Genomic DNA, 25,478 nt, shown 5'->3' with positions numbered 1-25,478 from the left:
AAGATCCTTAACCATTATTTACACGGCGCCTAAATTCACCCGTCCTGGTGTCAATTTCTATTTTGTCACCAATTTTACAGAATGAGGCAACCTGAAGTTCATGCCCGGTAGATATCTTAGCCATTTTCATTAACTTACCAGTTGTATCCCCACGAACAACAGGTTCTGTGTAGACTATTTCTAGTACTACTGTTTGTGGAAGCTCAACCGATATAGCCATTTCCTTAAAAAATGTTAGAGAGCAATCTATTCCCTCTACAAGAAATTTGACAACACCTGATAATTGAGATACCGGAATTTCGTGTTGGTTATATTCACCATCAATAAATACATATATATCATCATGTATATATGAAAAAAGACAAGATTTTTTCTCCAGTATTAGTACCTGTAGTCTTTCATCAGCTTTGTAAACAGACTCAGACACTGCGCCAGTTAACAAATTTCTAAGCTTCATCTTTACTACAGACGCCAGACAACCAGGGCTATGGTACTCAGTTTGTTGTACCACTAGCGGGACATCCTTAACAAGTATTACATTTCCAACACTCAACTCCTGGGCCATTTTCATCTCATACACCTACCAAATTAAGTTTCAATAATTATTACTAACCCCAATAACCTGCTCAGTATTAACCAAATTTTGACTAGTATGGTATGTAGCTGATCACAGATTTACTGCCACTCGCTATTTTTCCTTTAAAACCCACAGTATTATCATAAAACTCGTTATCATCCGCAATAATAGATGGTAAGTAAGAACAATAAATTATATGAGATGATTTTAGCTATTTTAGGTGTTGCAGTTCAAGACGATAAGAACCAATTAAAATTACTCTGGTAGATTAATACAACTCAATAGTGTCAATATTTTTGACTAAGGTAATTGGTACTTCAAATAGTTATGGCATAGCTATCAAGTTAAATCGTAGTTATATATTGCCACCAACGGTACATATTGTAGTAGCATGTGCGTATATTTGCATTATATTATCTGAGACAATGGCAGGTTAGTGAAGAATAGATTTCCGGATCGTGCTTTTACCTATAGGTGATGGTAGTTTGTGATTTATGGGGAATCTGCCTCTTCAGTTACATTTTAGTTTTGATCTAACAAAATTTACTGCTCAAGTATGATAATGAATTTGATGCTATACTGGACCCATGAAGATACATTTGTCCACGTATTGTTGATTACACGTTTGTCATAAGTTGATTACATGATAATGTTTGTACTGATATTTTCGTAATTAATGTGTACATTCTCGGAATTAATTTTTTCTGTAGAGCTATCATTGGTACTAATAACACAAGTGCTAGGTATAAATTTGTGGATAGCCAATTAGTATTTATATTTTTAATAAGAGTGCTTAGTTTTTTTATTATTAAAGCATAAAAAATGTATAATTGCCCCATAAATATTTTTTATATATCATTAATCGTTTAATTCTTGATCTTGTCTATGTCTATTTAAATTATCTTGGGTAGAATGCAGTAGTCTTTTATATCAATAGAGCAGAGTAGCGCGGTTAGGTGTATAAAATGTTCTCTTACAATAGCGCAGGGTAACTTCGACATGATTATTGAAATTTTTTTAAGTGACTAAAAATTTATTAATCAGCACAAATCTGAGTTTTTACTGGCCCAAAAAAACAAGTTCGACTACAGATGATTATAGTATATTTCGTAGTACTATTTGCCATTTTTTCTTGAATACGTAAAATTCGTACGGATAAATAATTTTTTTCATGTATAGCAAAAGGTATAATCAGTTGTACTTCGTACTACATAATTAATGTAGTGTATGGTGGCTTTTTAATGTGACATTTTGGCAGAGTAAATATAGGATGAGCTGAATGCGCGTCAAGTGATTGCTTATGTGAGGCAGTAGATTTATATAAATATCAACTGTATAGAATTCTTCATGGTGGGCATTTTAGTTTAAATTGCCTTAACAGGTACATTATCAGTTAGTAGATGCAGTAAAATTATAAAGTAGCGATTTTTAATCATGTGTATCTAATGTATTATTCTATTCATAATCTAATTACAAAGTGGTTGCTTGTGCTTGTGAGTGATTGCTTACGTTATTTAGTAATTTATTGAAAGGAAAAAATAACTAACAAACTTTTGTACAAGATGGGACGGTAGCAATAATTTTATGAAGAACTTAGCAATAGGAAATAGTAAAAATTTAGGTAACAATATGCTTAAATAATACGGCTATTTTTCTTTGACAGGACAACGAGTCTAGCAAATTGATTTTGTCCTTACTAATTTTTTATGGATGATAACGACTTTATAGAGCTTAAATCCTCAAGCACTTTAAGAAATATTTATCGTCTAGTGACCATTTTGTGATAGTAAACGGTGGTTAATGATGAAGTTATTATTTTACCTTATACATAAATAAAATTGAAAGATTACGTACGTAATGTGTAGAGTGTATATGTTATTCCTCGTCAAAAAATATTTTTGGTCCAAAAATAGCAAATCCTTCTTCTGACATTGTGTAGCTATTATTTAGGTAAGCTCCGTTAATTCTTACTACTAATAGAGTTTACTAATAAAAATTTGGGACATATTTCCACCAATTTACAAAAAGACATATTCTAGAAATATATATTTTATTTACAGGGTATTTTCTATTAAGTTACCATTGGAGTATGAACAGTCTGTTGGAGTGGTCCTATGTTGCGTCGAACAAAAATAATAGCCACCCTTGGCCCTTCCTCTAATACGGAAGAGGCTATAACTGCGCTTGTAAACTCTGGAGTGGATGTATTTCGTCTTAATTTTTCCCATAGTAGCGCAGAGGAGCACATAAAAACTGCACAAATCATTCGTTCTGTGGAAAAAAAACTTGGTCTTGAGGTTGCCTTATTAGGAGATCTTCAGGGTCCTAAAATAAGGATAGGCGAGTTTGAGAATGGCAAGATCCTTCTTAAGGAAAATCAATTATTTACTCTTGATGCTGGAGACAAAAAATTTGGAGATGAGTCTCAGGTACACATAGGTTATCCCAAGCTTCCACAAGAGGTCAATGTAAACGATGTCTTAGTCCTTGATGATGGCAGAATTACAATGGTCGTTGAAAATGTTGAAGGATGTCGTGTTATCTGTAGGGTTAAAAATGCAGGGGTGTTGTCTAACCATAAGGGTTTGAATCGTCATGGAGGAGGATTATCTGCTGCAGCTCTTACTTCTAAGGATATTGAGGATATTAAGATTGCATCTAGTATCGGTGTAGATTATTTGGCCGTATCTTTTCCTAAGAGTGCGGCTGATATGTATATGGCTCAGCAGTTGATGCGTACATCCGGTGGTGATGCTCTTTTAATCGCAAAAATCGAAAGGGCTGAAGCAATTGAGATGTTGGAGGAGATACTGTCTGCATCGGATGGCGTAATGGTAGCCCGTGGTGATTTGGCGGTTGAAGTTGGTGATGCTGCTGTTCCAGCACTGCAAAAGACCATGATACGTATGGCTAGGTCGCACTATAAGATAAGTATTGTGGCTACGCAAATGATGGATTCTATGGTTGAATCTCCCATACCAACTAGGGCTGAAGTCTCTGATGTTGCCAATGCTGTTTTAGACGGTGCGGATGCTGTTATGCTTTCAGCTGAAACAGCTTCAGGAAAGCACCCTATAACAACAGTAGTGAGTATGGCCAAGGTTTGTGTAGAGGCTGAACGTTTTAGCTCCCCCTCTTTTGAAAAGCAGATTATTGATCGCAGATTTACACGTTTAGACCAATCTATAGCAATGTCTGCATTGTTTGCGGCCAACCACCTTAGTGTTAAGGCTATTGCTACATTAACGCAATCTGGTTTTACCGCTATGTGGATTTCACGCATAAATAGCGGAATACCTATCTTTGCTCTCTCACCAAGACTTTCATCTCGCAGAAAAATGAAACTTTTTAGAAGCGTATATCCTCTTTCAATACCTAACGACATCAGTGATACACAGCATTGTATTATTGAGACGGAAAAGGCTTTGCTTAGAGAAGGGGTGGTCTCATTTGGGGATACTATTATTATGACTTTCGGTGAGCCGTTAGGTATCGTCGGGGGTACTAACACTATGAAATTGCTACATGTTACAAAGAACAATAGCTCTTGAGGCCTTAGGAGGCGGTTGTGCCACCTGCATTGTCGTTGGTGGGGGCGCTTCTTGCTTACAGACCCGCCCATATCATAATTTACACTTCTACTGAATTATACCGCTACCGTTCAGGCTGGATTGTTTTCACCGAAAGTAAATTCATCCACACTGAAAACGTCCAACCCACCTAGTTCCCTGTTTAGAGAAAATACAACAGGGTTTGTAGTTTTACCGAAATAATCACTGCCTATGACTAATGCTGACACAGGCGATCTTGTACTTGAAATAAGGGTAGACACCGGATTACGCTTGTTACTGTCAAATTTTATCTTGTATATGGAACCAACAGAATTGGATGTAGAACTAAGCTGCGCAACCAAAAATATTTTATCAGAGTACTGAACCATAGCAGTTGGAGTGGTAGCGATCGTGTCGGAACCAATGGCCTGAGAGGCAGTTACTTTTCTTGTAGCTAGTGTGGTGACTATGTTGTATATCCTTGATCTTTTAGAATCAACAATGTAGTAAGAGATTTTGCCAGACGGTTGAGATTTTGCAGCTTTAATGTCAGTGACCAAATTACTACCTGTTAACTCCGCCTGGGTATAGTTTAAATCGCGTCCATATAAAACTTGAGGGATCATGGACGTTTGGGCATGTAGATTGTTAGCGTCTGCGTATGCTACTGCAAAGGAAACAGCAGGATTTGCTCCAGCAACAGAATTTGTTGCTAAAACAGAGTCACCAGCGCGAATTACAGAATAACAATGGCCCTGGGTTTGTTTGTTTGACGGAAAATTAATTGCATCTGTCCAATTGTATGAACCAGTATCCTCCCTTTTGAGAACAACAACACTAGGAGGTATTCCGGCTACAGTTGGATTAGAGCAGACATATAGATAATTATTCGGATCATAAAACATGCTTCCACCGAAAGAAAAACCACTGAGAGCTACGCCAGTTAAGTTTTTCTTACTCATTTGCGCAGATCCATAAGGAACAGACCACACCTCTCCTACATTTTTGCTTCCTAGTGCTGTAGATATAAGGTTATTTGTTGTGTCTCTGGTTAGCCCAACAGGCCTAGCGCTAGCATCATCAATAGTTATAGAACCGATATACGGAGAGTTATTATCGTCGTCATCTTGATCGAGGCAGCCTGATAAAGAAAGCGAAAGCGACACCAGCACTAGTAAAAAAATAACATGCTCTTTTATCACTTGTATATCCCCAAAACAATTGGCACCTGGACTCACTGTACCATAAGTATTTGGGCAATGGAAAAGCCTTTTTTCCACTATACTAGTTGCTATAGAGAAAATTCATCAACGTAAAAAATTCCTAATTGGCTTTCAGTACGCAGGGCAAATACCACTGGACCCTGGACTTTCCCAAAATAATCAGACCCGAAGCTAAGTGCTGATACCGTTGATGAAACTGACGCTAAAACTTTGTAATGTGGCTTGAGGTAACTGTCGTAATATACCTCGGTAATTCTTGGATCCCCATAATTTTTTTCAGATATGGCAAATAAGTTATCATTCATTTGCGCCATTGCTATCGGCTCCTGCAAATTCATATCTGTCCATACTTGTTTGACTATTGCCGTGGACGGCATCATAATAAAATTCACATAAAGCAGTTGATTTCTTTTAGTGTCTACAAGGTATAAATTGTTACTGCCAGATTTTTCCTGGCTACCTTGCACGTCTGTTATCAAATCACGATTAAGTAACATATCACCCGATTTGTAGCCTATGTCGGCATACGTTAGAGATTTATTCAACGTTGGTGGCAAATTACTACTGGTGCCGGATGTGGATGTTATATTTACCGAATATACGGCTATTTCTGTTAATTTTGGTGTTTGAGGACGAGAGTTGGTAGCAAATAAATATCCCTGAGTTTTAGCAAGTGAGTGACAGTAGCCGTTAGAAGTAAAATTAGACGCTGTCTTCCATGTAAATGATCCATTCGCAGACCGTTCAAAAACTATCACGGCTGGCATTACACCTGGTACCTTGGAATTGGAACAAGAATAAAGTAGGTTATTTGATGGATCGAAAACGCTTCCTGATAATCCAGCGTAGGTTTTTCCTACTGCTGCTGAAATTGTTGCTCTATCAAATGCTTTTCCTGTGGTGCCAACGGTAAATATGCGTCCCAGAGGATCTGCAATTGTTTCTGGTCCCAGAGCAGTAACTATCAACCCATTACTTCCGTCTAATGTCATTCCAACTGGGAAAGCCGTGGAATCTTTTATTGGTAAGGATCCAATATAATTGTCTGACGGTGTGTCATCGTCAAATATTTTACAAGCAGTAAGTAACAGTACTGATAACAATAACCCTAATTTAAGGGGGGAGATTAGTGTTCTAGTTATGCTCATTGCGTTTCTCCTTACCAGTTGCTTAGTTAGTGTATACGCACGTAAACTCTAACAATTTTTTTAATGTACAAACAAAAAATATCAATCTACGTGGATTCTGGGCATGTTTCTAATGAGTAGTTCCTATCATGAGTTTGGTGTGTTAAAAACGCACCAGGTAACACTAACCTAACATTTTTTAACTCTGCAGCCAATATGTATTGATTGGTCCACCATAAGTAGTGGAGGTGCCAGATTGCATGAATTTGGTAATTTCATCACGATCCTTACCTTATATTGCCAACTTTGCTGATCTTTAGCCTAAATTTTTGCCATCTGATTTTGTGGCGTGTTAATTGCAAATAAATAACCGTTAACTATGCTTAAATTACCATATATATTGTTGTGATGATGGCGCTCAATATCCGTTGAGGTGGGTAGAAAAAATTAGTCATCTCGAAAATAAAATACTATTACTTTTGCTACTCTTGTTTATTTATTTTTAGAATTAGCATATAAATACAAGATACCATGGGCCCCGACATACACCTTACCTACTATTTTTCATAGACTGTTATGGTAGTTATCGTGGAACGAAGTATAAGTTAGAGGGTATGTTTTCTTGCAAGCTAAACTTTTTCTAATTCAGTGGGAGGTAGTAGATTATTTAGTTGCTAGCAGAGCCTGTTCTTTCATGAATAAAGGATAATACAATAAGTGTTTGGTTGTACATACTAAGTTTGGGGTAATGGGTTTGTTTGCCATTCTTGTTAGTTCTCACATAGACGTAACAAAATTGTTGATTTTACTACCGGATTCAAAACATCCAGAGGCACAATATAAAGTATTCTAGCAATATTTTCATTAGCATATTAGTAGAAATTTTTTCTCATACGTAATTTATTCTGCTAAAAATTGAGATTATAAGCAAAATAGGTATGATATTGATAAAAGATGATATGACATAATACCTTCGTTATTGTGCTCAATAGCTGTTTGTATACTTATTCAGCCCATTACTTTAAGAGTTACTGTTGACGTACGTATGTATTAAGCAAAAAACCATTTATCACAAGTGGTTACTGAGAATTTCATGGCCAATTGATAGCGTTTTTATTACGTATTATTTGGATTAAAAGCATACTCAATGACATTGGAGTACTTTAACCCTGCAGGGGAAGATAGATAGAATAACACCGGTAGCGATGTTTTATTGAAACGATCTTCACCAAGTACCATTGCAGAAGATCCACTGGCAAGAGGAGCAATACGGGATGACTTTACCAATTTACCATTATCGTCAAAAAATGACTTATATAGGGTGTTCCTGTCTATTAGTAGAAAGAGTTTGTCAGTATACGGAATCATTGCTTGTAGTAGTTTTTTGCTAGTAGCAGAACCACCTGGTTGCATTAATTTAGGATTTTCAACACGAGTCATTGTGGCACCAATTAAGCCGAATTCTAACCCAATAATTCTCTTTGTACCATCTGATAGTACCCACATACCAAACTGTTCCTTAGTTTGTTCCACTTTAGGCTTAAGGTCAGTTAGCATGGGTACGTTCGGTTGTATTTGTGCTGCTTTGTACCCCAGATCTGCATAAGTTTGAAGTGGATCCATTTTAGTAGGCAAGTTACCTGATACATCAGCATAAAAAATAGCGATATCCGTTGGAGCGGTTGGGGTACTGTTAGTTGCAAATAGGTAATCGTTAATGAGGACCAAGTTAGCACATGTCTTACCAGCTTGGTTATGGTTAAGGCTCATGGATCCAACTTGAAAAAATCTATTGCTACCTAGACGACTAAATGCCAATACTTTTGGTACTCCCTTTTGTTTATTTTTAGGATTGGCGCATACGTATAGCCTATTAATATTTTTGTCATAAATGTTACCTGTAAACTTGCCATAGTTTGCGGTAGTGGCTAATATGGTACGAATTACAAACGATGATTCACGTTTTGCTGCAAGCCAAATTTCTCCCAATTCAGCCGAGGGGTTTCCCTCTGCTGTTACTAGAAGCGCTTGTTCTTCAGGAATAAAAGATAGTCCGGTTGGTTTGTTTGCGTATACATAGCTTAGAGGAATAATTCCTATTTCTCCCTCAATTGGCGGTAGTTTTGCAATCGTAAAGATGTTCCTTATTTTGCCACTATGTTCATCCTCGAAACATCCAGCGCACAGTACAAGGGCACTAAGTAGTGCACCTGCCAGTAAAAAATTCTTCCTCATAATATGGATATTCCTTTTATTAAAATAATAACTACGAGAACAATGCTAGTAAGCCGGTGCTATCTCCCCCAATTTTATTACACGTCATAACTAGTACCTACGCACTTATATTAGCCCCTGATATTAGGGTGGGAATAATAGATTAGGATGATTTTTTAATATGTATCACTACTGCTTACAATCTAGTGATTATATTTTTATCTTTGTTATTTATAGTAGTAAACGTACCTATGAAATGATTATTTGTTATTTTACCGCTTCTAGTTATTTTACCTAATTCGAGCCTTTTTATGTACTTGCCTAATTTTAAGTTTGGATATTGTATGACATTTTCCTTATATTACAAGACTATTAGGCAAGGTTAGGTCCGGATGTTTATATTAATGGTGTTTCTTGCCCGTCCATTAGTTCTAACAAAACGCAAGTGCCCTTGTTATCAAGAATTTTACAGGCACTGAGATAGGAAGAACTATACTGCAAAATATGGTATTAAAATTTCGGGTGCATGATTTATGAACTTATATTTACTAACTCTTTTATCCTATATCAATCTTTTACATTATTAATTACTATTGGTACATGCAATTCATAAAAATGTCCAGCACATGCATTAGCTGGACATTTATATGGTTAATCAATACCTTTCTGTTGTGTATTTTTTGGATCAAAAGCATATTCAATAACAGCAGAGTTTTTTAACCCTGCAGGAGCAGACAGATAGAAGAACACCGGTAGTGATGTTTTGTTGAAACGATCTTCACCAAGAACCATTGCGTAAGAGCTGTTGGCAAGGGGACCAATGCGAGATGATATTACCAATTTACCCTTATCATCAAAGGTTGATTCATACAGGGTGTCCCTGTCTATTAGTAGAAAGAATCGGTCAGTATATGGGATCATTGCTTGTAGGAGTTTTTTGTTAGAGATAGAGCCGCCAGGTTGCATTAATTGGGGATTTCCAACACGGGTCATTTTGGCGCCAGTTAAACTGAACTCCAGCCCAATAATTCTTTTTGTACCATTTGATAGTGCCCACATACCAAACTGTCCTGCAGTTTGCTCTACCTTAGGTTTAAGGTCAGTTAACATAGGTACGTTAGGCTGTATTTGTGCTGCCGTGTATCCTAAATCTGCATAAGTTTGGAGCGGTTCCATTTTAACGGGCAAAATACTAGAGGAGACATCGGCATAAAAAATAGCAACATCCTGGACATTCTTTGGGGTACTGTTGGTTGCAAATATGTAACCATTAATGAGCACTAAATCAGCACATGTCTTTTCAGTTTGAGCATGGACAAGCTCCATTGATCCAGCTTGAAAAAATCTGTTGCTATCTAGACGACCAAATACCAACACTTTTGGTGTTCCTTTTACTTTATTTTTAGGATTAGCACATACGTATAGCTTCTTGTTATCTTCGTTATACACATTACCAGCAAATTTGCCATATTTTAGAGTAAGGCCTCTTAGTATAGTACGAATGCCAAACGATAGATCACGCTTAGCTGCAATCCAGATTTCCCCTGTTTCGGCGGAGGGGTCACCCTCTGTTGTTACTAGCAGAGCTTGTTCTTGAGGAATAAAAGATAATCCGATTGGCTTGTTTGCGTATATGTAGTTTAGAGGAATAACTCCTATTTCCCCTTGAGTTGGCAGTGGTGTTGCAGGCACAACAATATCTTTTTTGGTATCACTACATTCATCAAAGCATCCAGAGCACAATACAAGGGAGCTCAACAGTGCGCTTATTAGTAGAAAATTTTTCCTCATCAGATATTCCTTTTACCCAAAATATAAGCACAGGATCAGCTAGTTACTCCCCGATTCTACTATACGGCATATCTAATATCTACTTGCCTATATTATCTACTAGTAGTCAAGTGGGAACAATAGATTCAGATAACATTTTTAATGTGTACAACTACTGATCTCAACTTGTTGATTATATTTTTATCTTTGTTGTCTGTAGTAATGTCTTTGTTTATAGTAATAAAAATACCTGAGAAATAATCATTTGTTTTCAATTTGTATGCCTTATGACATTTTGCTATAGCACTGATAGGATTAATTTTAATTGTCTCTATTGAACGATTTTATTTTGCCTATCAACGAGTTCTAGTAGTGCCGTAACCTTTGTCAACGTAAAAGGTTTTACAAGTAGAATAGGTAATATTTGTATGAAGAACCATCTAAAAGATGTTACAAAATTGGATATCATGTCAATTATATTTATGTTATCTATGCCTACATAGGCTCCTTACGTTAAGAATTATGCTGATATATGTACTCACAAAAAAACGTCCAGCACACACGAGTTGCCGGACGTTTTCATGCTAACTGGCGCCATACTATTGCGTATTATTCATTGGATCAAAAGCAAATTCAACAACATTAGAGATTTTTAATCCACTGGGTGCAGATAGGTAGAACAATACTGGTAGAGATGTTTTGCCGAAACGATCTTTACCAAGAACCATCGCACGGGAGCTATTGGCAAGAGGGGCAATACGAGTCGTTTTTATCAACGCGCCCTTATCGTCAAAATATGATTTATATAGCGTGTCTCTGTCTATTAGTAGAAAGAATTTGTCAGTATATGGGACCATTGCCTGTAGGAATTTTCTGCTACTAGGAGAGCCACCTGGTTGCATTAATTTGGGCTTTCCGACACGGATCATTATGGTACCATTTAAAGTGAACTCTATCCCGATAATTTTTTTTGTGCCATCCGACAGCAACCACATACCAAATTGGCCTGCAGTTTGTTCTACCTTGGGTTTAATGTCGGTTAACAAAGGTGGGCTCGGCTGTATCATTGCTGCCGTGTATCCCAAATCTTTATAAGTTTGGAGTGGTTCCATTTTAGTAGGCAAAGCACCGGAAACATTAGCATAAAAAATGGAAATATCCTGCGGAGTTTTTGGAGTACTATTAGTCACAAATAGATAGCCGTTAATGAGGACCAAGTTAGCGCATGTCTTACCAACTTGATTATGGTTAAGTGTCATTGATCCAACCAGAGAAAATCTATTGCTCTTTAGACGATCAAACACCATCACTATCGGTTGACCCTTCTGTATGTTTTTGGGATTAGAGCATACATATAGGAGGTTGTTGGCTTCATCATACGTGTTACCCGTAAACTTGCCTGCGGGGGCATTTAGCAAAGTACGAATACTAAACGAGGTGTCACGCTTTTGTGCAAGCCAAACTTCTCCTACTGTAGCGGAGGGATTTCCCTCTGCCGTTACTAGCAGAGCCTGTTCTTCAGGAATAAAAAATAGCCCACTAGGCTTGTTCGCATATATGGAGTTTATGGGAACGATTCCTATTTCCCCTTGATTTGGCAGCGGTGTTGCAGGCACAACAATATCTCTGGTGTCGCTAGATTCATCAAAACATCCAGAGCACAATACAAGGGAGCTCAGCAGCGCGCTTATCAGTAAAAGATTTTTCCTCATAGTACAGCTGTTCCTTTTGATAAAAATGAAAACTATGGTCTTAACTACTCAATACATCCAGTCTTTGCTATGTATGCATATATCTAAAAGGTTCCTATGATGCTCCTATGACTCATAGCAAAGTATGAGAGACAGTTTCAAAGATCCCTATATTGCATTATCAGTAAGTGCACTCTCGTAAATTAGTTTATATATGGTTAAACATGTATACGACATATGGTACTTTTTGTCCCATTATTTTTTCACAGCTTACTGTTAGTACGATTTTCTCATATGATTACATTACTGCGTACAATAATACGGAGCATATTATGGTTTCATAAATAACCGTACTATCATATGAGATATACATAATTAATTACAATAGTTCATGTATCTGCAGAAATTATACTCCCAGCACATTTTTTACAAATATGTCAAAGTAATCGTACATACAACGCTTTTTCCATATAGGTATTTCCTTGCTCTCATTTGACAGTATGTACTGCTATAATATCATTTGCATTATACTTTGTTTTGGGCTAAGAATAAAAAGCCCAATATAATTAAGTAGATGAGATAAATTATCTGTAAAAAAACCAAATTACTAACTTATCATGCTACTCATGTACCCATATATATATATACTATTAAGCATCTAGATTAGAAGCGTATTTAGTAGCTTGAATATTTATTTTTTGAAGGAGGAGGTAAGCAGAAAAACCCATAAAGGAACAAGGTATTAGATCGTGCGCCTAATATCGATTACTTAATGTGAAGAAAGAGTGACCATCCGTATACAGCATTTAAGGCACCCTGGTTGCCAAATCTTGATGAGTACAACTCACATGATCTTGGGGTAGCACTGAACTTCATGCCAATAATTTGCTTGGTTATTGATGATAATATCCATACGCCAAATTGATTTGGGGTTTGTACAATCTTGGACTTAATGTTTATTATCATATTGTTAATAGCCATTAACAATAAGTGTTAAAATGCATATTTCAAGTTTTTATGCTCGAGCTTTAGATTTACGCATACGTACAATATAGAATTATCCCTGTTCATAAGCATGGTCGGGAAAATTAACATATGTGGCTGTGGCGCCTGAAATTATATGGGCACCAAATTAGTTCTCCATCATTGATGCCATTTAAACCTTACTTTTCTCAAGTTCAGAATTGTCCTCAGTAGTTACGAAAATAACTGCTCCTTTATAAAGATAGTGCTCTATGCGTATTTTCATCTGGAAAGCAAAGAGAAATTGATTCTATTTCTCTTTTTTATAGAAAGCAAGTTATGCGGCAACGGTAAGAATGTTGTTTGCATGACATTACTACCATCTGAAGACTCACTTATTTTTAATACACGAAAATAGCGCTAATGGAGCAACAAATATGTGTTTCTTTCATGATACTGTGCTGCTGTGCCACCTTTCTTAAGCAATACCATGCACTGTATTTTACGCATGTATTAAAACTATGGCATTGTATATATGATACTAACTATGAAAACAATAAACAAAAGCTAAGTCTACAATTAAAGAAGCAAGCGCAGTTGGCATGCTACTTCATATATACTTAATATAGCAAGTGCACTAATTAGTATTAAGTTGCAGGGCAGTAATATTTATTCTTACAAAGAATGCTGTACATTGCAACTTGTATATATGTAAATACAATGTTGCGATTTACGTAGAATAATAAAGGATAGTGGAGTAGGGCGGGGTGGTATCCTTATTCCTTAGCTAATAATACATTTTGCTCCTTCTCAATTTGTGAGTAGCAAGATGTACAAAGATAGCAGCAGTTGTAGCAACTCTACAATAAAACGTTTTTTCCCTATAGTTGTGTTTCTAGCGATGCGTTGTTTTCTGTTGATGATTTAATATCTAATTTGCCTCTGCGTCGGTTAATTAATTTCGATATTGCAAGCACCAATGTTGCCAAAAACATCATAGCAGATATGCATAGTATTAAGGTATAAATTCCATTATTGCTGGTGATCCAATTTTCTTCTTCAATAAAATACGGATTGTCAGTTGTTAGTGAGTAGGTAGAGTTTGCGCTTGCAGTTTCAGAGACAAATGATGATAAAGTGTTTATCGTAGTATCAGAATATGATGTATTTTCATACATGGCAGTTATATTATCGATAACTGATGTTGTTGGTGTATCCGTTGTGGCTGGTTGGTTGCATATCAAAGAATTAATATGATTTAGTGTTGAGCTTACCAATGTCATGTTGCAGTTACTATTTCTTGCACATTCTAGTGCTCGCCCCCTAAAGTCTGCTACTGATCCAACCAAATTAATACCAAAATTTTCTCCGTACCAGTTGGTGCCTCCAAGTTTTTCTATAGTATCACCTATGATGGATGATATATTAGAAGTCATTTCGCTGGAGTCGTGTGTACGCACAAGAGATCCTAAAAATTCACCTACAAATTTTCTTACATGATCGTATGACAAATCTTCGGGACGAAACACGTGAGTGCATGGGATGGCAGTTGTAGTCGGTACTGACGTTGTAGTTGGTAAACTACATACCAAATCATTGATATAGCTAAGAGTTGAATTTATTAGTGTTATATTGCAGTTATTGTTTTCCACACATTTTAATGAAAGATGCCTAAATTCTGCCATAGATCCAGCCAAATTAATGCCAAAATTTGTTCCGTATAAGTTAGTACCTCCAAGCTCTTCTATGGCATTGCCTACCATGATAGATACGCTGTAAGACATCTCGGGAGAATTGTATTTATCTACAAGCATTCTCGAAAGTTTATTTATACATTCCCCCAGATCTTTTTGAGAAAAGCTTTTGGGAGGGAAGACATTATAGCACGGTGCGGAAGTTGTAAACGTAGTTTGGGTTAGCATTTCCATTACAGAATTAGCATATTCTAGAGCGTCGGACAGAGCCCGAGTACTGCATGGTTTTCCGCTTTGGAAACATTTACGTACAGAGTCCTTTAATTGTAGCATTGATCCACCGAGATCAACTCCATCATTACCGCTTTTATACCTACCAACCTTAGTCCCAAGAGTTCTGGTTGCTCTGTGAATCTTTGAAAACAGTACTCTTACATAAGGATTTCCATTGCTAATATCACCGCACTTACTCAAAATATCACGAACAATTGGCATTCCATTCGTTAGGAAACTATTGTATGTGGATACGTTAATCGTTGATCCATGTGCCACATGTATTAGATTAAACAAGGATCCCATGGTGTAGGCATAAGATACCATTGAACACCGGCGCAGTGTCCCACCTGCTACGTGTAGTATTGAAGTATGGTGAACTATGTTGGATCTTTGTTGGGTATGTGCCAAACCTTTCAAGGTGCTGCTTTTTCTTCTTTGGGTGGTTTTTTCAGGCAACATACCTTCTAATTTTGGTCTAATGTGCACTTTTTTACTTCCTTATAAAAACTTTATCAGCTACAAAACCCTGTTTTGGGAACGTGAACCAGGACCTATGTCCTGTATAAAGCGTTTTATGGCCAAGATGTTGCAAACAAAGTAACGTACATATTGCAACTGAAGAAAGCTATTGCAAATTACCATAGACATTTACCACATGCTACAGCATGTCACCCCATACAACCTCACAACCTCAGAAATAACTTAAGTAGTGTAGTAAAACAAACTACAAAACGAAGTACATTCACATATTTTGGCACAACAAAGATGTACTCAGCTGCGCCAGAAATTCATGACCATACCTCCACCTAGGACTGCGTAAACAGTACAGTACAGGCAATCCCTGATGTCCAGGTATTATAATTATTGCGAATGCAGTAACACCTGTCCTGCCATATCGGCAACGTACTAGAGGGAGGATTGGCAGTGTACTAGTATTCATTATTTTTATGTTAGGAACTATAATTATATTATTTAGCCATATATATCATATTGTTATTAAATTTATTTTTAGTGGAAGGTAGTATTTGTAGGGTGTATAGCATCTGCTAGCACAAAATTGTTTTGTCCTGTTCTTTCGCCTGTTCGTATACTAACTTCATTTTCACTTTATTTTTATAAGTTTTACATATTTGTAATTGTATGTGTGAAATGGATTATCAGGGCAAGGCATGCGGCAGTTTATTTCAAGGCTTACCAATTGTATGGATGATACAATATTTTGTTCTAGTATTCTTATAATTAATAATAATGCATTAAGTTATGACTATTGTACAAGAATGTAATATATTTGATGATAAGTTATAACTGTATATCTATTATTTTGTAATTTTAATTATGGTGCGGTAAATTTTTAAAGCAAGTATAATGTTTGTGCATATACTAGTAACTTAACATGTATATATACGACATAGGGTGTAATCATACAATTATTACTGTATTGCTAATTAGAGTAGTAGCTATGAAAAATCTTCTCCTAATATTAGACGAGAGCGTAGTTTTGCATATTATAGGTCCACTATTGAAATCAATGATTACTCACTAATCATTGATGTTTATATTAACAAGTCTAATTGAGTTATTGTCATTTTTATTATTTGATGATCTACTTTCTCTTTGCTGTTTAATTTGTTTCGACACAGCATATGATAAAGCTAAAATAAATAATATTACTGCTACTGCTGCCTTAATAAATGCACATGATTTTTTGCCACTAACATTAGTGGGTTCAATGATTGTTAAGTTAGTAATTACAGAAGTATAGCCTTTTATATCTCCTGCTGTTGTACTGCTTATGTTTGTTGTTGTTATCGACTGTTGTTGCATTGAAATAGTTATCTGATGTTATTTATAGAAGTGATGTTGTTGTTTCTCTTGTTGTTGTGTATGGCAATGTGGTACTTTCCAGTATACAGGTGGTGTTATTTACTACATTAAGATATATTATTTGCAGTACCTTCACTACGACAAAACATTTGTTGTTTCTACTATAGTTAAAGCTAGAAATACATTCTACTAATTTTTTGATAAATTATTTTACAATTTTTGTCATGTTGCTTGACGTAGTACCATTTGTTTTATTGTTCAATGAAACATTTTCCATGTTAGAAATGACATCACTAATAATTATCAGTACATTCTTCTTAGTATCCGCTTTTATGTAAGTATTATCTAGGTATTGCATAGTTTAAGTAAGTTCTGATATAGAAAAAGAGGTTGTATTCGCTTTATCAGTAAATTTGAATTAACTACCTTCCACATCTGATAGTAGTAAACTGCAAGCAAAAATTACCTATTATCGTGACAGGTGTTGGCATAAGCAATGAGATTGTTCTTGAAAGTGCTAATTGATGATCTTTCCTGAGTCATTTCAGAGGTAACAGCAGATTATAGAATTATTCTTCAGAGATCACAATTTTCTTGAAAATAACTATTGTATTTGGCGTTATTGATGTTCATACGACTTTTACTTTAAAATATTTAGTTAGTATGGTGTAAATTACTTACAATATTGAGGGGGGGGGGGGTATTGATTGATTTAGTGATATTGTACGAAGGTTTTTTGTATGCAGAGTGTGACACGTACGAAGAAACGGTAAATAGCAATATTTTTATTTAATTACTAATTTTTAAAATTAGCAAATATAGATATGCTGAGAATTACTGTTTTTTTGGTGTGCCCTCTTTTTTATATACAGGACGATTTATTATTTCACAAAATTGGGCCAAAAAAAAGGCTCAACTATGCGAGAATTGAGCCTTTTGTTATATCTAATGTCGATCAGATTAGAAGTCTGCTGGATCGAAGGCAAATTCGTCCACCAAAAATTGGTCACCCGACACGGTAGTAGCGCTAGTAGTGAAGAAAACCGGGAGCGAGGTTTGTTGGAATCTGTCAATGCCATAAGTCATTCCAGTAATACTTTGCTGATATCCAGTCAAGTTTGCAAATATTTTGTTGGAAGCTATCCCCCCTTGTGCAGAGTAAACTACGGAATGTATTGCTGAGCTACCTGCAACGAAGAAAGTAAAATCGTTATAGTTTAAGAATACTCTTGGGTAGTTAATATCAGTAGGCAGATTCATAGTTTTTATATTTGCAACATCTGGAACTAGCGGTCCTGCAACTTGTGGTATTAAGAAATCAACTCCCACAATTTGCTTCTTATCTAAATTTAAGAAAAATAAACCCCAACCGTTTTCCTGTACAGACTTAGGCTGCGATCCTGTTAAGAGCTCCTTACTTGTCATTTGATCATTTGGTGTATAACCTAAATCACTATATTTTAGTGATACACCTAGAGTTGCTGGTAGAGGGTCGTCTACATTCAAAGAGTATACAGCCGCATATGTACTGTCATCAGCATATTTATTTGTGACAAATAGGTATCTATGAACTATAGAGAGCTTGTCACAAAATTCGTGATCTTTGGATTCGAAATTTATGGCAGCATGCCATACAAAATTACCTTGAGAATCACTATCAAATACTACAACAGAAGGTATGACTGAGCTCATGCGATTGGCTGGGTTAGAGCACACAAAAAGTCTTTGATTAGCCATGTCGTATGCAATTCCATAGCCTCTAAGGAACGTTTGAGCAGCAGTGATTGTTAGAGGAACGTTGCTAAAGGTGTTCGTACCGTCGTCCTTAGATTCCCATACTTGTCCTCTTTCTAGAGTTGGGTCTCCAGAACCAGATAATATAAGTGAATCTGATGCTTGTTCGAAAATAATATCCTGAGGCACAACAGATGGATCAGGAACAACTAAAGAGCCAATTAATCCCTTTTTACTGGTAGGGGCAACGATACCACCATTATTGTTGTTATTTCCAGAGTTATTATTGCCAGCGTTATTGTTATTGCCAGCGTTATTATTATTGCCAGCGTTATTGTTATTGCCAGCGTTGTTGTTATTGCCGCCAGTAGAAATAGAGGATGAGCTTCTCAATCCTTCTGTATCAGAGCTATTAAGACACCCAGAAATGATAATGGCACTTAAAGCACTCAGGATAGTACCTGTTATCGAAAGAGTTTTTTTCATACATGTATCCTTTGTTTGCACCTCTAAAGTACCTTGCTGTAATTTTGCGAGGTCTACGACTGCCCTTAACATCAGTTTTTAGGCGGATCCTATAGTCACGCGCTACTTTCTCTTGGTAAAGAGGGTATATAACCATGGTAAATGCCTATCATATATGAATATCGCATTCCATGTTAGATTACCTTACCGCTAAAAATGATATCCATTCATTAGGTGCAGAATACGGAAAGTAACTCCTACAGATCTATAGTCGGGAATGAGAACTTGCTTATCACATATTTGTCCTTAACTAGTACAGGAGAAGTAGTGTATACCGTACGCACAGGTTCTTCTCCTTCACTTGATTTTTCTGATCCCACCGTTATACCTGTTATTAGAGATGGTGAGCTAGCTGTCCAGATAATCGTTGCCTCTCCCTCAGGGCTATATCTTATCAGGTAGATATTTATGATTTCTGCAGCTACAAAGAAATTACTATCATCATAATTGTAAAAGGTAATGGGAAGGCTCATGTCTTTAGGTAAGAGTAACTCAGTAATTTCACCTGATCTCTCAATGACACCTGATTTTTCATCTTTCTTAAAAGACACCTCCATGATATTTAAACGAGCAGAGTCAAGTAAGTAAACAGACCACGAATCTTCTGATTGATGATTTTTTCCTCTAACGCTTGTAATTAGGTCATATTTTTTTATTGTTTGTTCAGAGGTATAACCTATATCACCGTAAGTTTGTACTACTGGCATGGTTTCTGGTAATTTGCTAGTATTGCCTATGTCTGTTGCGTATACTGCAGGGTATGTCGTGTCTGTGGCGTATTTATTTATTGCAAAAAGAACTCCCTTTACAATTGCTAATCCACCGCATATTTGCCCAGGTTTGTCCGTAAATTTTGTCGATCCAGCCCATACGAAAGAACCATCAGGAGAAAGCTGAAATGAAACTACGGACGGCGCTACTTCAGAGGAGGATTTCTTGTCAGTTTCCATCTTGTTTGAGCAAACGAACAACCTGCCTGATGCCTCGTCATATACGTGAGAACCAAGTGACAGATACCCTTGGCCTTCACTGGATTCTATCGAAATTCTACTTGTGCTTCCCTCCTCAGGTTGTGCTTCCCATATCTGCCCATTTTTTTCTGCCAAAGAGATATCCCCTAATCCCGTTATAGTTATACGGCCAGACTCTTTGGAAAAAGATAAATCCCACGGCACGGCTTTGGGGTCATCTATTGTAATTTCTCCTACAGGTAATTCGGGATGAATTAGTCTATTACTTAGCTTCTCCTTAGCAAATGCATTCCCGTATAATACTAGAGTAGAAAAAAAAATCGCGTACATTCTCATAATTGCAGGAGACTTTTTCATTTTGGGGCCCCAAGATTATGTTAATCATTGCTACCTAACAGTTGGGAAGGATAACAACTTTCATTTAATAAGTTAAGTTAACTAAATAATTTTCTGTTTGCAATTTTTCACTTGCATGAGATACAAAAGAGCCCAACTTGTTGTTGGGCTCACTAAATTATAACTACCTATAAGTAGCTACTTGGACGAGGCATGATTTGTTTTTTCGTTTGAGTCTATTCTATATTCGGCAACGTTATAAACACCCTTACTGTCTTGAGTAACGAGTGTTGCGAACAAGGAATTTCCTATTCCCTTATTAAAGCGGTCTTTTGATATTATCATCTCAGCTATAGTTGAGTATTCCTCTCCAAGCAAAGACATTTTGGGGCTTGGATTGTTGTCCCTGTAAGTGAGCTTATATATGGTAGCCAACTCATGATTTACAGCATTGTATCTGCTAACGTCAATCGACCCTGATATGAAGAAATTCTTGTTATCTAGAGAAGCCAGAGCCGTTGGGCTCTTGATAGTGTCACCATCAAATGGCATTTGTTCAATGCTAATACGATCCATATCATCCACGTTTTTACCCTTGCCAAAAACTACAGAGTCAATTTTGGAATGAGTTACATCAAGCAAATACAGATGATAGTTACTATCTTTTTGTGGAGATTTAGAGGTTGTTATGTCAGAAATGGCCATGGATAATGGGCTTTGGTCCCACGTATCATCATCAGAGAAACCAAGGTCCCCATAAGTTTGAATTACAGCGAGCTTGCGTGAGCTTTCGGGTTCAGCTAGATCTGCTGCATATAGGGCCGGGGTTTTGGGGCTAGAGTACAATGGATTAAGAGCAAACAAGGTATTGCCAATGATAGAAATTCCCTTACAGCACTGTAAAGTACCTTCCTGAAAATTCATGACAGAGGTCCATACATATTCACCAGCTTCGTTTTTCTTAAATTCTATGACTGCAGGAGCTATGTTGGTAGCAAGTTCAGGAGCTGGGATTGAGCAAACGTACAGAGAGTCATGAGATTCACTATATGCACTAGAAGTAAGTATGTTTATTTCGTGTGTTTCAGGCGATATCACGTTTTTATAAAATTTTGTTGAACCAGGAGATGCTGTCCAAATTTGTCCAGAATCGCTTTCCTGGAACAGATCCCCTGCAGCTGTAACTATCATAGTGCCATCTGATTTTACTGATATTCCTATGGGCCTTACTAATGGATCTTCTAAACTCATGTAACCAACTAAGTTATCGCTAGAAGAAACAGCTCCAGCGAAGGAGGTTGGTGAGATAATAGAGCCAAGCAATACTAGAGCATTAGCTAAAAAGGTTTTTTTCATCATAAACAAGTCCTTTTTATTAAAGATGTACACATATAGTGGATGGGGTATAACTGATATTCCACATTTTGGATGGTAACACTTATTGTAGGACAATGTTATTTTTTTGTTATATCACACGGAGGTAAACGGCTATCAAGAGATAAGACCCGCTAGACAAAGCAAAAACAAACTGATTGCCCCAATTAAGGAGCAATCAGTATGACCTAGTAAATAGCTACCCAGTAAACGTATACTCCGATACATAGAATTTGTTTGAAGTAGTTTCTTTATATGGAATTGCTGCATACAAAGATTGACCACTGTTATCCCTGCTTTTTCCCATTATCATGGAGTAAATGGGGGCATAAGATTCAGCAAGTAGATATTGTTTTGGAAGGACGGCAGGGTTTTGACTATACAGTAGCTCATATATAAATGATTTAGATGATGGATTCAATCCATTTGCAACTAAAAATTTACTGTTGTTTAAGTTAACTAATGCAGAAGGCTCATTAATGGAAATAGGATCATATCCCATAGGGATAACATCTCTTAATTCCATGACATTTAAGGTGGTGTTGTAAACTAACGACACCTTATCTATAGAGTTTCTTCCCCTGTCTAGGAGGTAGAAGTTATACATGTTGAGAGGCATATCTTTTTCTAAAGCCATATCCATTAAGGTGAATCTCAACAACTGAGAGCGTTTAAGTCCTAGTTGACTGTATTGGAATGCCATTTTCATATTTGCTGATGGCGCGGCCTTGTCTGGTAGATCAGCCCAGTACATGGCCGGGTATCTATCATCAATTGCAGAAGCGTTTATAACAAAGATCCTATTTTCTATAACTGCTAGTGACTTACATATTTGATTAGGCTGAATACCGGGAGTGCCAAGATTCATTACTGAGGTCCATGCGTACTCTCCAGCCTGGTTAACCTTAAACTCCACAACGGTAGGCAGGGATACAGGACTTGCTATTTTGGGATTTGAGCAGATAAAGAAAGAATCTCTTGTTGGGCTATATGTTAAAGAATGGAAACCAAAGTAAGTCTGTATCCCGGTAGTTTTTACAATTTTAGCAACAAGATCGGAGCTTCCTGGATCAGCTACAAAAATTTCACCCGATTTAGTACCACCAGACCCTGGCCCAACTGCTACTAACGTGCCATCGTCTTTGATGTATAACCCCGCAGGCCCAGTATTTGTGGCGGAGCCATACTCAATAAGCTGTTTCAAAGAGAGACTGTCAGTCTTTTTGTGATCGTCTTCATTATTGATATCAAAACACCCTGCAACAAGCAGCGTGCTAACAACGGCAGCTACAATGGATAACTTCTTCTTCACGGCTCAGTCCTTTTCAAGTAAAACCTCGGAGTTGAAACCCTCATGAGGCAGCAGTATAACGACACCAACTAACATATGTTAATATACATTGTTTTTGTACAACATTAACCGACACCACGCAAATGGTATCCATTCCTAGTTTATACAAGCGATCTTCATTATCATTTAAATAAATGCCTATGTAAAATGATGCAAAAACAGCGACTAGCAGAGTAATTTATACTTCCTACTAATAGTCTAAGTTCCATTATAAATTATGCTAAGTAACAATATGTGTTATTACCCTTATGTCATGTCTGTCTTTGAAAGATCAATGGAATTAAAGTTCTTGCATAGCTTACGGTATGTACAGAATCTCTGTCTTGCTAAACTCTTCTCTTTATTGTTGTCTATCGATACTATCTCTACTATCTTGGTGGCTCTTTCCCAATTTTCTAGTAATTGATCCATGATACTTATGACTAATGTACCACCTTCAAAGACGTCAATTCGATGATGTATTATTAATACGTTAGTATAATCTGACACGGGTGAACCATAGACTGAGTGTGGCACAAACGACATTTTCTGAAAACGCCAAAGAAGGTTGTCTAGATCGTTTGCTAAAGACTTGCTAGGACAGAATACGAGGGTTCTTCTATCAGGCATTTTTTGGTAATGCTCACAGATGATCTGACACGCACTAAAAATGCGCTTAGGTGCGTTAAAACAAAACAAAACCTCAGGATAAATCACAGCGCTAGGATACAACGTTACTTTGTGAAATTAACCACTGACTTAACATAGCTACAGGTCTACCTGTAGCCTCTGCTGTTCCTTGTCCAGATACCCAAGCCACACCAGCTATGTCAAGATGAGCCCATTTGTAGTTTCTAGTAAATCGTGACAGAAAACATGCAGCAGTTACTGATCCGCCCCACCGTGTTCCTATATTTGCGAAATCAGCAAATTTGCTCTTAAGTTGCTCTTGATATTCTTCCCATAGAGGCATAGGCCATGCTCTATCCAATGTTTTTTCTCCTGCAGAAACTATATCATTTCTTATAGAATAATCTTCAGGACGCGTGTAAATTGCCGCGGCCTCATTTCCCAGAGCAACAACACACGCTCCAGTTAGGGTGGCGATATCCACAACTACCTTAGGGCTAAATCTTTCTACATACGTTAGGGCATCGCAAAGAATAAGCCTTCCCTCAGCATCAGTATTAAGTATCTCAACTGTTTGCCCACTCATAGTTTTAACTATATCACCCGGCCTAGTTGCACAGCCACCTGGCATATTTTCAGTTGCTGGTATGATTCCTACAACGTTTATAGGCAACTTCAAGAGAGCAACTGCTTTCATGACGCCAAGGACTGCTGCTGCCCCACACATATCAAATTTCATTTCATCCATGCATGCAGATGGTTTTATAGATATGCCACCACTATCAAAAGTTACACCCTTACCAACTAACACATAAGGCGAGTCATTCTTATTGGGGGAATTTTTATAGCTAATCTCGATCAGGCATGCTGGTTCCTTAGATCCTTGAGATACCGCAGCAAACGCTCCCATACCCATTTCCTTTGCTTGTTCTAAGGAAATGGTGTTCGCGGTCATTCCCATTTCAGAGGAGAGAGCTTTAGCGCGTAATGACAAATAGTAGGGAGTGCAGATATTAGCAGGGGCATTTCCTAAATCCTTTGTAAGACTTATACCAGCTGCTATCGACATGGATTCTTTAAGCACCCCATCGAGGGAATCCGTTTTAGGACCTTGTTTGCTAACAAACAACCAGGCTTTACTAAAAGTAGATGTATGATCATCGCTGATTTTAGAGCGCATATCATTGTAGTTGTACAGTACATGTTCCCCAACTAAAACTATTTGTCTAACCATCCATACACAATCATCGCTGGGAAGGATAAATACTGCATCCTCTATCCGTAGCTCAGCAAGTTTTTTCCATGCTTCAGTTATCGCTTTATGATAATCATGATGAGTTTGTTCTTCCTTGTTTTCTCCAAGAGGTACTATTAGTACATTTTTGACCTTGGTATCCTCCCCCCATAAGTTGATCAGAAATGATGATCCCACTTTACGAGAAAAACGCGATTCCCGTTGAGCAGAATGAGCAACGTGTGCCCATTTTGCATTTATGTGAGTAAATTCTTCCTCAAGGGATGATGAGAAGAAAACTGCACAAGATGTTTCTAGAGCAGATATGTCCTTGTCAGCTACATATTTAAAATCTAACGCCACACTCTTCTCCCAAGGTCAGAAAGTTCAATTTTCCGTGTCAAGCTCAACTGTACCCGGATTTTATACTAAAA

At 37.1% G+C, this 25,478-nt stretch carries 15 protein-coding genes; 1 reads left to right on the top strand and 14 read right to left on the bottom strand.

Features of this window, described 5'->3' with window-relative positions:
* Positions 1–7: 7 nt before the first annotated feature.
* Positions 8–571, bottom strand: a complete 564-nt coding sequence (locus A6733_RS04655; RefSeq protein WP_092403632.1) for an elongation factor P — start codon at positions 569–571, stop codon at positions 8–10.
* A gap of 2,120 nt (positions 572–2,691) precedes the next feature.
* Between A6733_RS04655 and pyk the strand changes: the two genes are divergently transcribed.
* Entirely contained in the window at positions 2,692–4,128 is a 1,437-nt protein-coding gene (pyk, locus tag A6733_RS04650; RefSeq protein ID WP_092403560.1) for a pyruvate kinase, read from the top strand.
* Positions 4,129–4,238: 110 nt separating this feature from the next.
* Here pyk and A6733_RS04645 read toward each other — a convergent pair whose 3' ends face one another.
* The 13 genes from A6733_RS04645 to A6733_RS04585 all read right to left on the bottom strand — a co-directional run bounded on the left by A6733_RS04645 (position 4,239) and on the right by A6733_RS04585 (position 25,407).
* Positions 4,239–5,330 carry a hypothetical protein gene (locus tag A6733_RS04645; RefSeq protein ID WP_092460511.1) on the bottom strand — a complete coding sequence of 364 codons (1,092 nt, stop codon included), beginning with the start codon at positions 5,328–5,330 and terminating at the stop codon, positions 4,239–4,241.
* Positions 5,331–5,419: 89 nt separating this feature from the next.
* Positions 5,420–6,499, bottom strand: a complete 1,080-nt coding sequence (locus A6733_RS04640; protein WP_092411151.1) for a hypothetical protein — start codon at positions 6,497–6,499, stop codon at positions 5,420–5,422.
* A 1,095-nt stretch (positions 6,500–7,594) separates the two neighbouring features.
* On the bottom strand, positions 7,595–8,713 hold the full coding sequence (locus A6733_RS04635; protein WP_092411152.1) for a hypothetical protein: 1,119 nt from the start codon (positions 8,711–8,713) through the stop codon (positions 7,595–7,597).
* A gap of 630 nt (positions 8,714–9,343) precedes the next feature.
* Positions 9,344–10,384 (bottom strand): hypothetical protein, encoded by a 1,041-nt coding sequence (locus tag A6733_RS04630; RefSeq protein WP_141663455.1) that lies wholly within the window; start codon positions 10,382–10,384, stop codon positions 9,344–9,346.
* A gap of 677 nt (positions 10,385–11,061) precedes the next feature.
* Complete coding sequence (locus tag A6733_RS04625; RefSeq protein ID WP_092415100.1) at positions 11,062–12,174, bottom strand: hypothetical protein; 1,113 nt, start codon at positions 12,172–12,174, stop codon at positions 11,062–11,064.
* A gap of 1,823 nt (positions 12,175–13,997) precedes the next feature.
* Entirely contained in the window at positions 13,998–15,305 is a 1,308-nt protein-coding gene (locus A6733_RS04620) for a hypothetical protein (protein WP_141663454.1), read from the bottom strand.
* 1,320 nt (positions 15,306–16,625) lie between these two features.
* Positions 16,626–16,910, bottom strand: a complete 285-nt coding sequence (locus A6733_RS04615; RefSeq protein ID WP_092402945.1) for a hypothetical protein — start codon at positions 16,908–16,910, stop codon at positions 16,626–16,628.
* Positions 16,911–17,870: 960 nt separating this feature from the next.
* On the bottom strand, positions 17,871–19,130 hold the full coding sequence (locus A6733_RS04610; protein WP_092415098.1) for a hypothetical protein: 1,260 nt from the start codon (positions 19,128–19,130) through the stop codon (positions 17,871–17,873).
* 236 nt (positions 19,131–19,366) lie between these two features.
* A complete protein-coding gene (locus A6733_RS04605; protein ID WP_092411299.1) occupies positions 19,367–20,497 on the bottom strand; it encodes a hypothetical protein in 1,131 nt (376 codons plus the stop codon).
* Between the two features lie 177 nt (positions 20,498–20,674).
* The gene (locus A6733_RS04600) at positions 20,675–21,835 is read right to left on the bottom strand and encodes a hypothetical protein (protein WP_092411300.1); all 1,161 of its coding nucleotides are present in this window, start codon (positions 21,833–21,835) and stop codon (positions 20,675–20,677) included.
* A gap of 214 nt (positions 21,836–22,049) precedes the next feature.
* Complete coding sequence (locus A6733_RS04595; protein ID WP_092411301.1) at positions 22,050–23,162, bottom strand: hypothetical protein; 1,113 nt, start codon at positions 23,160–23,162, stop codon at positions 22,050–22,052.
* A gap of 285 nt (positions 23,163–23,447) precedes the next feature.
* The gene (locus A6733_RS09870) at positions 23,448–23,897 is read right to left on the bottom strand and encodes a DNA polymerase III subunit chi (RefSeq protein ID WP_242641808.1); all 450 of its coding nucleotides are present in this window, start codon (positions 23,895–23,897) and stop codon (positions 23,448–23,450) included.
* A gap of 4 nt (positions 23,898–23,901) precedes the next feature.
* Complete coding sequence (locus A6733_RS04585) at positions 23,902–25,407, bottom strand: leucyl aminopeptidase (RefSeq protein WP_092411303.1); 1,506 nt, start codon at positions 25,405–25,407, stop codon at positions 23,902–23,904.
* Between the last annotated feature and the right edge of the window lie 71 nt (positions 25,408–25,478).

The sequence above is a fragment of the Candidatus Ichthyocystis sparus genome (assembly GCF_900078745.1).
GTDB lineage: Bacteria > Pseudomonadota > Gammaproteobacteria > Burkholderiales > 2013Ark19i > Ichthyocystis > Ichthyocystis sparus.
The sequence above is the reverse complement of the archived record's forward strand: the minus strand, read 5'-3'. Positions and strand labels throughout refer to the sequence as shown.